Annotated in this window: 11 protein-coding genes; 4 read left to right on the forward strand and 7 right to left on the reverse strand. The window is 70.3% G+C overall.

The annotated features are described in order from the left end of the window. Positions 1–61: 61 nt before the first annotated feature. The 7 genes from galE to iolC all read right to left on the reverse strand — a co-directional run bounded on the left by galE (position 62) and on the right by iolC (position 8,242). Positions 62–1,120 carry a UDP-glucose 4-epimerase GalE gene (gene galE, locus MKW14_RS02920; RefSeq protein WP_240858558.1) on the reverse strand — a complete coding sequence of 353 codons (1,059 nt, stop codon included), beginning with the start codon at positions 1,118–1,120 and terminating at the stop codon, positions 62–64. 104 nt (positions 1,121–1,224) lie between these two features. After that, a complete protein-coding gene (locus MKW14_RS02925; RefSeq protein ID WP_240858559.1) occupies positions 1,225–2,010 on the reverse strand; it encodes a GntR family transcriptional regulator in 786 nt (261 codons plus the stop codon). A gap of 34 nt (positions 2,011–2,044) precedes the next feature. After that, positions 2,045–3,538, reverse strand: a complete 1,494-nt coding sequence (locus MKW14_RS02930) for a CoA-acylating methylmalonate-semialdehyde dehydrogenase (protein WP_240858560.1) — start codon at positions 3,536–3,538, stop codon at positions 2,045–2,047. Between the two features lie 45 nt (positions 3,539–3,583). After that, positions 3,584–5,461 carry a 3D-(3,5/4)-trihydroxycyclohexane-1,2-dione acylhydrolase (decyclizing) gene (gene iolD, locus MKW14_RS02935; protein WP_240858561.1) on the reverse strand — a complete coding sequence of 626 codons (1,878 nt, stop codon included), beginning with the start codon at positions 5,459–5,461 and terminating at the stop codon, positions 3,584–3,586. Continuing rightward, on the reverse strand, positions 5,461–6,351 hold the full coding sequence (iolB, locus tag MKW14_RS02940; RefSeq protein ID WP_240858562.1) for a 5-deoxy-glucuronate isomerase: 891 nt from the start codon (positions 6,349–6,351) through the stop codon (positions 5,461–5,463). Before iolB ends, iolD begins: the two co-directional genes overlap by 1 nt. A gap of 34 nt (positions 6,352–6,385) precedes the next feature. After that, positions 6,386–7,264 carry a Cgl0159 family (beta/alpha)8-fold protein gene (locus MKW14_RS02945; RefSeq protein WP_240858564.1) on the reverse strand — a complete coding sequence of 293 codons (879 nt, stop codon included), beginning with the start codon at positions 7,262–7,264 and terminating at the stop codon, positions 6,386–6,388. Positions 7,265–7,276: 12 nt separating this feature from the next. After that, a complete protein-coding gene (gene iolC, locus MKW14_RS02950) occupies positions 7,277–8,242 on the reverse strand; it encodes a 5-dehydro-2-deoxygluconokinase (protein ID WP_240858565.1) in 966 nt (321 codons plus the stop codon). A 286-nt stretch (positions 8,243–8,528) separates the two neighbouring features. On the opposite strand from iolC, the gene MKW14_RS02955 reads away from it, so the two are divergent. The 4 genes from MKW14_RS02955 to MKW14_RS02970 are packed head-to-tail and all read left to right on the forward strand — an operon-like array spanning position 8,529 to position 12,447. Beyond that, positions 8,529–9,548 carry a sugar ABC transporter substrate-binding protein gene (locus MKW14_RS02955; protein WP_240858566.1) on the forward strand — a complete coding sequence of 340 codons (1,020 nt, stop codon included), beginning with the start codon at positions 8,529–8,531 and terminating at the stop codon, positions 9,546–9,548. Positions 9,549–9,553: 5 nt separating this feature from the next. Further along, positions 9,554–10,624: an ABC transporter permease gene (locus MKW14_RS02960; RefSeq protein WP_240858567.1), complete on the forward strand. Its 1,071-nt coding sequence runs from the start codon at positions 9,554–9,556 to the stop codon at positions 10,622–10,624. Positions 10,625–10,628: 4 nt separating this feature from the next. Further along, on the forward strand, positions 10,629–11,543 hold the full coding sequence (locus tag MKW14_RS02965) for an ATP-binding cassette domain-containing protein (protein ID WP_240858568.1): 915 nt from the start codon (positions 10,629–10,631) through the stop codon (positions 11,541–11,543). Position 11,544: 1 nt separating this feature from the next. Then, positions 11,545–12,447, forward strand: coding sequence for a sugar phosphate isomerase/epimerase family protein (locus MKW14_RS02970; RefSeq protein WP_240858569.1), 903 nt, complete (start codon positions 11,545–11,547; stop codon positions 12,445–12,447). Positions 12,448–12,451 lie beyond the last annotated feature (4 nt).

Consider the following 12,451-nt stretch of genomic DNA (forward strand, 5'->3'; position numbering starts at 1 on the left):
TCCAATGATCTTAGGCATAAAAGACAGAAGGTCGCATCTCGTCCCCGGCTCCGCGCCGAAATCAGCTTCCCTTCGTCATGGGGCGTCGGGCGGAACCCGCATAGCCATCCGGATTCAGCCGTTGGAACCGCCACGCGTCCCGGCACACGTCGTCGACGTTCCGCACGGCACGCCAGCCCCAGGCGCGGGTCACCGCGCTCGCGTCGGCGACGCGGGCTGCCACGTCGCCAGGGCGCCGGGGGGCGTCCTCGTACGGGATGGAGGTGCCGCTTGCATGGGAGAACGCGGCGATGACGTCGAGGACCGAGCTGCCTTTGCCCGTGCCCAGGTTGAACACGTGCATGCCGGGTGCGTCGTCGAGGTGGTCGAGGGCCACGCGGTGCGCCTCGACGGTGTCCATGACGTGGATGTAGTCGCGGATCGCGGTTCCGTCGTGCGTGGAGTAGTCGGTGCCGTACACCGGGAGCCGCTTCTGGCGGCCGAGCGCCACCTGGGCCACGTTCGGCAACAGATTGTCGGGCGTCCCGCGCGGACTCTCGCCGAGCAGGCCGCTCGGGTGAGCCCCGGCCACAGCGAAGTGACGCAGGCACAACACCGTGTATTCGGGACGGCGGCGGCAGACGTCGGCAAGGATCTGCTCGCAGATCCAGGCCGAGGTCGCGAACGGGTCGACCGGCCGGGCGGGGGTGGTCTCGTCGAGCGGCCCCGGGCCTGCGTCGCCGTACACCGAGCCGGAGGAGGAGAACACCAGTTGGTGCACTCCGTGCTCGTGCATGGTCCGCAGCAACGTGGTCGTGCCGCTGATGTTGGAGTCGTAGTACTCGACGGGCTTGTGCAGGGAGCCGCTGACGGATTTGACCGCGGCGAAATGTACGACCGCGTCCACGGTGTGCCGGTCGAAGACCCTCGACAGGGCGTGCCGGTCACGGATGTCCAGCTCGTAGAGGGCCCCGACGAAGCGGCCGGCGATCCTCTCCACCCGGGTGAAGACCTGCGGCGTGCTGTTGGAGTAGTCGTCGACCACTATCAGCTCGTAGCCGTGGTCGAGAAGCGCGACGCAGGTATGGCTTCCGATGAAGCCGCCCCCACCGGTGACCAGGACTGTCGACGGTGCACTCATGGGCGCTCAGCCTTCATCATCACCGTACATTTACGACGTATGCATACGAGTCTGCCGCTCCTGCTCCGGTGAGTCAAGGCGGGCAGGTCCGCGCCTCTTCGGCTTCACGCCCGCACCAGCAGCTGGAAGTCGAACGCGTACCGCGACGCCCGGTAGATGTGGGTGCCGTACTCGACGGGGCGGCCCGTGTCGTCGTATGCCGTGCGCTGCATGGTCAGCAGGGCGGCGCCCTCCTGCTCGTCGAGGCGGCCGGCCTCCTCGGCGGTGGCGCAGCGGGCGCCGATGGTCTGGCGGGCGCTGTGCAGGGTGATGCCGGCGGTGCGCATCATCCGGTACAGGCCGGTCGACTCCAGCCGATCGGTGTCGAGTTCCAGGAGGGTCGCCGGGAGGTAGTTGGACAGCACTGCGACCGGCTGGCCGTGCGTCAGGCGCAGCCGCTCCAGCGCGATCACCTCGCTGCCCTCGGCGACGCCGAGCGCGGCCGCCACGTCGGCGCGGGCCGCCTCGCGCTCGTTGCGCACCACCCGCGTGGTCGGGCCCTGGCCGGCCGCCTCCAGGTCGTCGTAGAGGCTGGAGAGCTCCAGCGGGCGCTTGACCTGGCTGTGCACCACCTGGGTGCCGACACCCCGGCGGCGCACCAGCAGGCCCTTGTCGACCAGGGACTGGATGGCCTGCCGGACCGTGGGTCTGGACAGGCCCAGGCGGGTCGACAGGTCGATCTCGTTGCCCAGAAGGTTGCCCGGGGCGAGCGCCCCGTGCTCGATCGCCGCTTCCAGCTGCTGCGCGAGCTGGTAGTACAGCGGCACCGGGCTGCCCCGGTCCAGCGTGAAGTCCAGGGACTGGAGCGCGGGAGCGGTCGCGGCACGGGTTGCGCCACGGGTCCTCGCCATGGGCGCACCTCCCTCCGATGAGCCTGACGTGATGTCAGGAGTGGCTGGGGAAACCGAGGTTGATGCCCGAGTCGGCCGGGTCCGGCCAGCGCGTGGTGATCACCTTGCCCTGGGTGTAGAAGGCGATGCCGTCGTTGCCGTAGACGTGCAGGTCGCCGAAGAGGGAGTCCTTCCAGCCGCCGAAGCTGTGGTAGCCGACGGGGACCGGGATCGGGACGTTCACGCCGACCATGCCCGCCTTGACCTCCAGCTGGAAGCGGCGGGCGGCGCCGCCGTCCCGGGTGAAGATCGCGGTGCCGTTGCCCCAGCGCGAGCCGTTGATCAGCTCGATGGCCTCGTCGTACGACTCCGCGCGCACCACGGCGAGCACGGGGCCGAAGATCTCGTCCCGGTAGGCGTCCGCCGTCAGCGGCACCTTGTCCAGCAGCGAGACGCCGAGGAAGAAGCCGTCCTCGTGGCCCTCGACGGTGTACCCGGTGCCGTCGACGACGACCTCCGCGCCCTGCTCGGCGGCCGAGGAGACGTACGAGGCCACCTTGTCGCGGTGCTCGCGGGTGATCAGCGGGCCCATCTCGGAGGACGGGTCGTCGCCGGGACCGATCTTCAGGCTCTTCGCGCGCTCGGCGATCTTCGCGACCAGTTCGTCGCCGGTGTCGCCGACCGCGACCACGACGGACACGGCCATGCAGCGCTCGCCCGCCGAGCCGTAGGCGGCGTTGATCGCCTGGTCGGCCGCGAAGTCCAGGTCGGCGTCGGGCAGGACCAGCATGTGGTTCTTGGCGCCGCCGAGGGCCTGCACGCGCTTGCCGTGCTCGACCGCCTTGAGCTGGATGTACTTGGCGATCGGCGTCGAGCCGACGAAGGACACCGCCTCGATGTCGGGGTGCTCCAGAAGACGGTCCACGGCCACCTTGTCGCCCTGCACGATGTTCAGCACGCCGTCCGGCAGGCCCGCCTCGGAAGCCAGCTCGGCGAGGCGGAAGGAGGCCGAGGGGTCCTTCTCGCTCGGCTTGAGCACGAAGGTGTTGCCGCACGCGATGGCGAGGGGGAACATCCACATCGGCACCATCGCCGGGAAGTTGAACGGCGTGATGCCCGCGACCACGCCGAGCGGCTGACGGATCGAGGCCACGTCGACCCGGGTCGAGACCTGCGTCGACAGCTCGCCCTTGAGCTGCACGCTGATCCCGCAGGCCAGTTCCACGATCTCCATGCCGCGCGCGACCTCCCCGAGCGCGTCGGAGTGCACCTTGCCGTGCTCGGCGGTGATCAGCGAGGCGATCTCGTCGCGGTGCGCGTCAAGCAGCTCCCGGTACTTGAACAGGATCGCGGTGCGCCTGGCCAGCGAGGAGCTGCCCCAGGTCTCGAACGCGGCCTTCGCGGAGGCGACGGCGGCGTCCACCTCGTCGACGGTCGCGAAGCCGACCTGCTTCTCCTGCGCGCCGGTCGCCGGGTTGTAGACGGCGCCGAAGCGGCCGGAGGCGGACTCGACCGGCTTGCCGCCGATCCAGTGGGTGATGGTCTTCATGGTGCAAGGGCCTTTCGCGGGGCGGGGGTTCAGAAGTGGCGGCGCTCAGAGGTGGCGGCGCTGGTCGGCGACCTGGCGGTCGTACTCCTCACGGGCCCGTACGGCGGCCTCGCGGGAGGCGGTCGCGGCGACCGGCACGTCCCACCAGGTCTCCGCCGGGGGAGCGGTCGGGGTGGCGGTGTCGGTCTCGACGTAGACGCAGGTCGGGCGGTCGGAGGCGCGGGCCGCGGCGAGCGCCTCGCGCAGTTCGCCGACCGTCTTGGCGCGCAGGACGTCCATGCCGAGGCTGCCCGCGTTGGCGGCCAGGTCGACGGGGAGCGGGGCGCCGGAGAAGGTGCCGTCGGCGGCCCGGTAGCGGTAGGCGGTGCCGAAGCGCTCGCCGCCGACGGACTCGGACAGGCCGCCGATGGAGGCGTAGCCGTGGTTCTGGATCAGGACGAGGTTGACCGGCAGGCCCTCCTGGACGGCGGTGACGATCTCCGTCGGCATCATCAGATAGGTGCCGTCGCCCACCAGGGACCAGACCGGGGTGTTCGGAGCGGCCTGCTGGACGCCGATGCCGGCCGGGATCTCGTAGCCCATGCAGGAGTAGCCGTACTCCAGGTGGTACTGGCGCCGGCTGCGGGCCCGCCACAGCTTGTGCAGGTCGCCCGGGAGCGAGCCGGCCGCGTTGATCACCACGTCCTCGTCGCCGACGACCGCGTCCAGGGCGCCGAGCACCTGGGTCTGGGTCGGGACGGCGCTGTCGTCGGCGGCGGTGAGAGCGGCCTCGACGACCTGCTCCCAGCGCTCCTTGCCGGCCCGGTACTCCTCCTCGTAAACCGAGTTCACACGATGACCGGCCAGTGCCTCCGTCAACGCCGTGAGTCCCGCGCGCGCATCGCAGACGAGTGTCCGGGCGGCCAGCTTGTGAGCGTCGAAGGCCGCGATGTTGAGGTTGACGAAGCGGACGTCCGGCCGCTGGAAGAGCGTGTTGGAGGCGGTCGTGAAGTCCGTGTACCTCGTCCCCACGCCGATCACCAGATCGGCCGTGCGCGCGATGCCGTCGCTGACCGCCGTGCCGGTGTGGCCGATGCCGCCGAGGTCGGCGGGGTGGTCGTGGCGCAGCGAGCCCTTGCCCGCCTGGGTCGAGGCGACCGGGATGCCGGTCGCGTCCACCAGCGCCTTCAGCGCGTCCTCGGCCCGGCTGTGGTGGACGCCGCCGCCCGCGACGATCAGCGGACGCTCGGCGCCCCGGATCGCCGCCACCGCCTCGGCCAGCTCCCGGGGATCGGGGGCGGGACGCCGTACGTGCCACACGCGCTCGGCGAAGAACTCCTCCGGCCAGTCGTACGCCTCGGCCTGCACGTCCTGGGGGAGGGCCAGGGTGACCGCGCCGGTCTCCACCGGGTCGGCGAGGACGCGCATGGCGTTCAGCGCGGAGGGGATCAGGGCCTCGGGGCGGGTGACGCGGTCGAAGTACCGGGAGACCGGGCGCAGGGTGTCGTTGACCGACAGGTCCGCCTCCACCGGGTGCTCCAACTGCTGCAGCAGCGGGTCGGCGACGCGGGTGGCGAAGTAGTCGCCGGGCAGGAGCAGGACCGGGAGGCGGTTGATGGTGGCGAGGGCGGCGCCCGTGACCAGGTTGGTGGCGCCGGGGCCGATGGAGGTGGTGACCGCCTGCGCGGAGAGCCGGTCCAGCTGGCGGGCGTAGCCCACGGCCGCGTGCACCATCGCCTGCTCGTTGCGGCCCTGGTGGAAGGGCATGGTGTCCTCGCCCGCCTCCAGGAGGGCCTGGCCGAGGCCGGCGACGTTGCCGTGGCCGAAGATGCCCCAGGTGCCGGCGATCAGCCGCTGTCGTACGCCGTCGCGCTCGGTGTACTGGGCGGACAGGAACCGCACCAGGGCCTGGGCGACGGTCAGGCGGCGGGTGGGGGTGCTCATCAGGACTTCTCCGGTGCCGTGTAGAGGGGGAGGCGGGGGTCGACCGGATGGTCGGCCCAGGTGTCGCGGATCCAGGCGTGATCGGGGTGGTCGCAGATCAGCCAGGCCCGCTCGGGCTCGGGGCCCGCCATGACGTTGAGGTAGTACATGTGGTGGCCGGGCACGGCCATGGACGGTCCGTGCCAGCCGTCGGGGATCAGCACGACGTCGCCGTCGCGCACCTCCGCCAGGACGTCGGTGCCGTGTCCGTGTCCGGAGGGGGAGACGCGCTGGTAGCCGAGGCCGGGGATGCCGTCGTGGTCCGCGAACTCGAAGTAGTAGACCTCTTCGAGGACGGACTCCTCGCCCGGCCGGTGCTCGTCGTGCTTGTGCGGCGGGAACGACGACCAGTTGCCGCCGGGGGTGATCACCTCGACGGCGATCAGCTTGTCGCACTCGAAGACGCCCGCCGCGCCGAAGTTGTTGACCTGACGGGAGGAGTTCCCGGTGCCGCGCAGCTCCACCGGCACGGAGGAGGCCGGCCCGTAGCGGGCGGGCAGCCGGCGGGCGCAGCGCGCACCGGTGAGCGCGAACCGTCCGCCGCCGGCGCTCGTGACGGTCGTACGGGCGTCCCGCGGCACATAGGCGAAGTCGCTGACCGCGCTGAACACGCTCTCGCGGCCGGTGAGTTCGAAGGTGTCGTGGCCGAAGTCGTCGTCGGAGGTCACCGTGCAGCCGCCGCTCAGCGCCAGCACGATCCACTCGCTCTCGCCGGTGTCGAAGGAGTGCGTGCCGCCCGGCGGCAGCTCCAGCACGCGCAGGCCGGAGTGGCCCCAGCCGGCCTTCTCGGGGGTGACGTCCACGACGTAGGGGCCGCCGAGGGCCTTTCCGGCGGGAAGGTGGTGGGTCATAGGGCACTCCTCGTCCGTGTCATGTCAGCCGCGATCACAGCAGCCCGACAGCCGTGTCCACCGCGTTCTCCACGCTGCCCTCCGCCGGGTAGAGCAGCGACCGGCCGACGACCATCCCCAGCACCGTCGGCAGCCTGAGCGCCTTGCGCCAGCGCTCGTAGGCGCTTTCCTGGTCCTCGCCCACCTCGCCGCCCAGCAGGACCACCGGCAGGGTGGAGGTCTCCAGGACCTCGCCCATGGCGTCCGGGTCCTCGGTGACGGGCAGCTTCAGCCAGGTGTAGGCGGAGGTGCCGCCGAGGCCCGAGGCGATGGCGATCGACTTCGTGACGGCCTCGGCGGACAGGTCGTTGCGGACCCTGCCGTCGATCCGGTGCGAGACGAACGGCTCGACGAACAGCGGCAGCCGGCGCTCCGCCATGGCGTCGATCGCGCGGGCGGTGGACTCCAGCGTGGTCAGCGAGCCCGGGTCGGCGTAGTCGATGCGCAGCAGCAGCTTGCCCGCGTCGAAGCGGAGGCGGGCGATGTCCTCGGGGCGGTGGCCGGTGAAGCGGTCGTCCAGTTCGAAGGCGGCGCCCGCGAGACCCCCGCGGTTCATGGAGCCCATGACAACCTTGTCGTCGAGCACGCCGAGCAGCAGCAGGTCCTCCAGGATGTCGGCGGTGGCCAGCACCCCGTCGACGCCCGGCCGGGACAGCGCCACGCACAGGCGCTCCAGGAGGTCCCGGCGGTCCGCCATGGCGAGTGCGCGGCCGCCGACGCCGAGGGCGCCGCGGGCCGGGTGGTCGGCGGCCACGATCATCAGGCGGCCGCTCGCGGCGAGGAGCGGCCGGCGCCTGCGCCGGGCGGCCGCCTCGGCGATCGCCTCGGGGTGCCGGGCCCGGACCGAGACGAGGTCGGGGATGCTGAGGGTCAAGGAAGGCTCCGTTCAGGCAACAGGGGCTCGCGCCAGCAGGTCTTCGACCTCGGCCTCGGTGGGCATCGCGGAGGAGCAGGCGAGGCGGGAGGCGACCAGGGCCCCGGCCGCACCCGCGTACCGCATGGTTTCGGCCAACTCCCAACCTGACAGCAGCCCGTGCACCAGCGCTCCGCCGAAGGCGTCACCCGCGCCGAGTCCGTTGGCCACCTCCACCGGGACCGGCGGGATCTCGGCGGTGGTGCCGTCGCGGTGCACCGCCAGCACGCCCTCGGGGCCCTGCTTGACGACGGCCAGCTCCACGCCGGCCGCGAGCAGCGCCTCGGCGCAGGCCCGCGGTTCGCGCACGCCGGTGGCGACCTCGCACTCGTCGAGGTTGCCGACCGCGACAGTGGCGTGCCGAAGGGCCTCCGCGTAGTAGGGCCGGGCTTCCGCGGGATCTGCCCAGAACATCGGCCGCCAGTCGAGGTCGAAGACGGTGATGCCGGTCCTGCCGCGGGCCTTCAGGGCGGCCAGCGTGGCGGAGCGGCTGGGCTCCTCGCTCAGGCCGGTGCCGGTGATCCAGAAGACGCGGGTCGACCGAATGGCGAAGAAGTCCAGGTCCCCGGTGTGTATCTCCAGGTCAGGGGCCTTAGGCTGCCGATAGAAGTAAAGAGGGAAGTCGTCCGGAGGAAAGATCTCGCAGAAGGTCACCGGTGTCGGGTACGCGGCGACGGGCGCGACCCAGCGGTCGTCGACGCCGAACTCCTTCAGCGCCTCGTGCAGAAAGGCGCCGAAGGGGTCGTCCCCGGTGCGGGTGATCACCGCGGTGGACCGGCCGAGCCGGGCGGCGGCGACCGCGACGTTCGCGGCCGAACCGCCGAGGAACTTGCCGAAGGTCTCGACCCGAGGCAGGGCCACACCCGACTGCAGGGGGTAGAGATCGACTCCGATACGGCCCATGGTGATCAGGTCGAAGGGCTGGGCTGACGCGGTCATGCGTGCTCCTCGGACGGGACTGGGGACGCGGGTCCCAAGGGGCCTGCCGCCTCCCAGGTGTAGGCCCCGGACGAGGGCGCTGTCAATAGTTTGTACTTACATTCGGACTAGCTCGTGAAATGATGTCTTAACAAAGTATTGACAGCGGGCGCTACCGGGGGTTTGATCCCGTCCCAACGCAACCGCCGCGTTTGCGGCGGACGACCCGAACATGCCAAGATCCCGGGCCCTGGATCTTCGTGATCCCTCTCCTTTCCCCCGAAAGCACAGTGAGGTGCCAGGAAAGATGGACCGCTCTTCTCACCCCCGCTCCCGCAGACTCGTGCCCATCGTCGCGGTGGCTGCGGCGGCTGCCCTGACCCTCGCCGGCTGCTCCAGCAGTTCCGGGGGCAAGAAGTCCGAGGACAACGGCGCGGCGGCCTCCGCCGGCAAGGCCAACACCCCCCGCATGACCGTCGCGCTGGTCACGCACCAGTCGCCCGGCGACACCTTCTGGGACATCGTCCGCAAGGGTGCCGAGGCGGCCGCGGCCAAGGACAACATCAAGCTGATCTACTCCGCCGACCCGAACGCGGGCAACCAGTCCAACCTGGTGCAGAACGCGATCGACCAGAAGGTGGACGGCATCGCGGTCACCCTCGCGAAGCCGGACGCCATGAAGGCCGTTGTGGGCAAGGCGAAGGCGGCCAACATACCCGTCGTGGGCCTCAATTCCGGTGTGAGCGACTGGAAGAAGCTCGGCCTGCTGGAGTTCTTCGGCCAGGACGAGACGGTGGCCGGTGAAGCCCTCGGCAACAGGCTGAACTCCGAGGGCGCCAAGAAGGCCGTGTGTGTCATCCAGGAGCAGGGCAACGTCGGCCTCACCCAGCGCTGCGACGGTGTGAAGAAGACGTTCACCGGCAAGACGGAGGTGCTGTACGTCAACGGCACCGACGCGCCGTCCGTGAAGTCGACGATCACCGCCAAGCTGAAGCAGGACAGCTCGATCGACTACGTGGTCGCGCTCGGCGCTCCCGTCGCGCTGATCGCCGTGCAGTCGGTTTCCGACGCAGGGAGCAAGGCGAAGATCGCGACCTTCGACCTCAACAAGGACCTCACCGGAGCCATCAGCAAGGGCACGATCCAGTTCGCGGTGGACCAGCAGCCCTACCTGCAGGGCTACCTGGCGATCGACTCGCTGTGGCTCTACAAGAACAACGGCAACTACAGCGGCGGCGGTGAGCAGCCTGTGCTGACCGGCCCGGCCTTCGTCGACAAGTCCAACGTCGCCCAGGTCGCGCAGTTCGCCGCGAAGGGCACCAGGTGACGAGCATGACCCAGCACGCCGAGCCGGCGGTGAAGACACCGCCGGCCCCCGGCCCCAAGGCGACCGACGGCCGTACGGCCGAACGTCCCCTGGCCGTACGCCTGTTGGCCCGGCCCGAGGTGGGTGTGTTCCTCGGTGCCGTGGCGGTCTACGTGTTCTTCCTGATCGCCGCCCCGCCGGTGCGCGAGGCCAGCGCCATGGCGAACATCCTCTACCAGTCCTCCACCCTCGGCATCGTGACCATCCCGGTCGCCCTGCTGATGATCGGCGGCGAGTTCGACCTGTCGTCCGGCGTCGGCGTGATCACCTCCGCGCTGACCGCGAGCATGACCGCCTACCAGCTGACCCTCAATGTCTGGGTCGGCGTGTTCGCCGCGCTGATCGTCTCCCTGGCCATCGGCTTCTTCAACGGCTGGATGGTCGTCAAGACCGGTCTGCCGAGCTTCCTGGTCACCCTGGGCACCTTCCTGATCCTCCAGGGCGTCAACCTCGCGGTGACCAAGCTGGTCACCGGCAACGTCGCCACCGACGACATCAGCAACATGGACGGCTTCAACCAGGCCAAGGACGTCTTCGCCTCCAGCTTCGACATCGGCGGCGTGCAGGTGAAGATCACCGTGTTCTGGTGGCTGCTGTTCGCGGCGATCGCCACCTGGGTGCTGCTGCGCACCAAGTACGGCAACTGGATCTTCGCCGTCGGCGGCAACAAGGACTCCGCCCGCGCCGTCGGCGTCCCCGTGGCCTTCACCAAGATCTCCCTGTTCATGCTGGTCGGCTTCGGCGCCTGGTTCGTCGGCATGCACCAGCTGTTCTCGTTCAACACCGTCCAGTCCGGCGAGGGCGTCGGCATCGAGCTGATCTACATCTCCGGCGCGGTGATCGGCGGCTGCCTGCTGACCGGCGGCTTCGGCTCCGCCATCGGCCCGGTCTTCGGCGCGTTCATGTTCGGCATGGTGCAGCAGGGCATCGTGTACGCCGGCTGGAACCCCGACTGGTTCAAGGCCTTCCTCGGCGTCATGCTGCTCGGCGCCGTCCTGATCAATCTGTGGGTCCAGCGCACCATGACCCGGAGGTGACCCGATGACAGACAACGGAACCGGAACCCACGGAGCGATCCTCGCGGACACCCCGCCGGAGGGCGGGGACGCCTCGATCGTCGAACTGCGCAACGCGGGCAAGTCCTACGGCAACATCCGCGCCCTGCACGGCGTCAGCCTCCAGGTCCACCCCAGCCGGGTCACCTGCGTGCTCGGCGACAACGGCGCCGGCAAGTCCACCCTCATCAAGATCATCTCCGGGCTGCACCAGCACACCGAGGGCGAGTTCCTCGTCGATGGCGCCCCCGTCCGCTTCTCCACCCCCCGCGAAGCACTCGACAGGGGCATCGCCACCGTCTACCAGGACCTCGCGGTCGTTCCCCTCATGCCGGTGTGGCGCAACTTCTTCCTCGGCTCCGAGATGACCCGCGGCCCCTGGCCCCTGCGCCGTCTCGACATCGCGAAGATGAAGCAGACCGCCGACCACGAACTGCGCGAGATGGGCATCGTCCTCGACGACCTCGAACAGCCCATCGGCACCCTGTCGGGCGGCCAGCGCCAGTGCGTGGCCATCGCCCGCGCCGTCTACTTCGGCGCCCGCGTCCTCATCCTCGACGAGCCCACCGCCGCCCTCGGCGTCAAGCAGTCCGGCGTGGTGCTGAAGTACATCGCCGCCGCCCGCGACCGCGGCCTCGGCGTCATCTTCATCACCCACAACCCCCACCACGCCTACATGGTCGGCGACCACTTCAGCGTGCTGCGCCTGGGCACCATGGAACTGTCCGCCTCCCGCGACCAGGTCAGCCTCGAAGAGCTCACCAACCACATGGCCGGCGGCGCCGAACTCGCGGCCCTCAAGCACGAGTTGAGCCAGGTCCGCGGCGTCGACGTCGAGGAGCTCCCCGAAGCGGGGGACCTCACCGCGCCCGTGGCGGCGGGTCCGGAAGGGAAGGCCTGACATGGCCGGCGCCCTGGACCGCATCCGGGTCGGCTCGGCCCCCGACTCCTGGGGCGTGTGGTTCCCGGACGACCCGCGGCAGGTGCCCTGGGAACGCTTCCTGGACGAGGTCGCCGAGGCCGGCTACCCGTGGATCGAGCTGGGTCCGTACGGCTATCTGCCGACCGACCCGGCCCGGCTCACCGAGGAGATCGCCAAGCGGGACCTGAAGGTGTCGGCCGGCACCGTCTTCACCGGCCTGCACCGCGGGCCCGCCGTCTGGGACGCCACCTGGGAGCACGTCAGCCAGGTCGCCGCGCTCACCCGGGCGATGGGCGCCCGGCACCTGGTCGTCATCCCGTCCTTCTGGCGGGACGACAAGACCGCCGAGATCCTCGAACCGCCGGAGCTGACCGGTGAGCAGTGGGCGTACCTGACCAAGGGCATGGAGCGGCTCGGGTACGAGGTGAAGGAGGCCTACGGTCTCGACATCGTCGTGCACCCGCACGCCGACACCCACGTCGACACCGAGGACCACGTCGAGCGCTTCCTCGACTCGACCGACTCCGAACTGGTCAACCTGTGCCTGGACACCGGGCACTACGCCTACTGCGGCGGCGACAGCGTCAAGCTGATCGAGACCTACGGCGAGCGGATCGGCTATCTGCACCTCAAGCAGGTCGACCCGGAGATCCTGGCCGGGGTGCGGGCCGAGGGCACCCCGTTCGGGCCCGCCGTGGCGCGGGGTGTGATGTGCGAACCCCCGTCCGGCGTCCCGGAGTTGGGGCCGGTGCTGGAGGCGGCGCAGAAGCTCGGCGTGGAGCTGTTCGCCATCGTCGAGCAGGACATGTACCCCTGCGAGCCGGACAAGCCGCTGCCCATCGCGGTGCGCACCCGCAACTTCCTGAGGTCCTGCGGCGCCTGACCAC

The sequence above is a fragment of the Streptomyces gilvus genome (assembly GCF_022513565.1).
In the GTDB taxonomy this organism is placed as follows: domain Bacteria; phylum Actinomycetota; class Actinomycetes; order Streptomycetales; family Streptomycetaceae; genus Streptomyces; species Streptomyces gilvus.

What these genes read in the sequence shown, in the direction of transcription:
- iolB (WP_240858562.1), bottom strand. Translation starts at nt 6,351, where the DNA reads ATGACCCACCACCTTCCCGCCGGAAAGGCCCTCGGCGGCCCCTACGTC.
- MKW14_RS02970 (WP_240858569.1), top strand. Translation starts at nt 11,545, where the DNA reads ATGGCCGGCGCCCTGGACCGCATCCGGGTCGGCTCGGCCCCCGACTCC.
- MKW14_RS02965 (WP_240858568.1), top strand. Translation starts at nt 10,629, where the DNA reads ATGACAGACAACGGAACCGGAACCCACGGAGCGATCCTCGCGGACACC.
- MKW14_RS02925 (WP_240858559.1), bottom strand. Translation starts at nt 2,010, where the DNA reads ATGGCGAGGACCCGTGGCGCAACCCGTGCCGCGACCGCTCCCGCGCTC.
- iolD (WP_240858561.1), bottom strand. Translation starts at nt 5,461, where the DNA reads ATGAGCACCCCCACCCGCCGCCTGACCGTCGCCCAGGCCCTGGTGCGG.
- galE (WP_240858558.1), bottom strand. Translation starts at nt 1,120, where the DNA reads ATGAGTGCACCGTCGACAGTCCTGGTCACCGGTGGGGGCGGCTTCATC.
- iolC (WP_240858565.1), bottom strand. Translation starts at nt 8,242, where the DNA reads ATGACCGCGTCAGCCCAGCCCTTCGACCTGATCACCATGGGCCGTATC.
- MKW14_RS02955 (WP_240858566.1), top strand. Translation starts at nt 8,529, where the DNA reads ATGGACCGCTCTTCTCACCCCCGCTCCCGCAGACTCGTGCCCATCGTC.
- MKW14_RS02960 (WP_240858567.1), top strand. Translation starts at nt 9,554, where the DNA reads ATGACCCAGCACGCCGAGCCGGCGGTGAAGACACCGCCGGCCCCCGGC.
- MKW14_RS02930 (WP_240858560.1), bottom strand. Translation starts at nt 3,538, where the DNA reads ATGAAGACCATCACCCACTGGATCGGCGGCAAGCCGGTCGAGTCCGCC.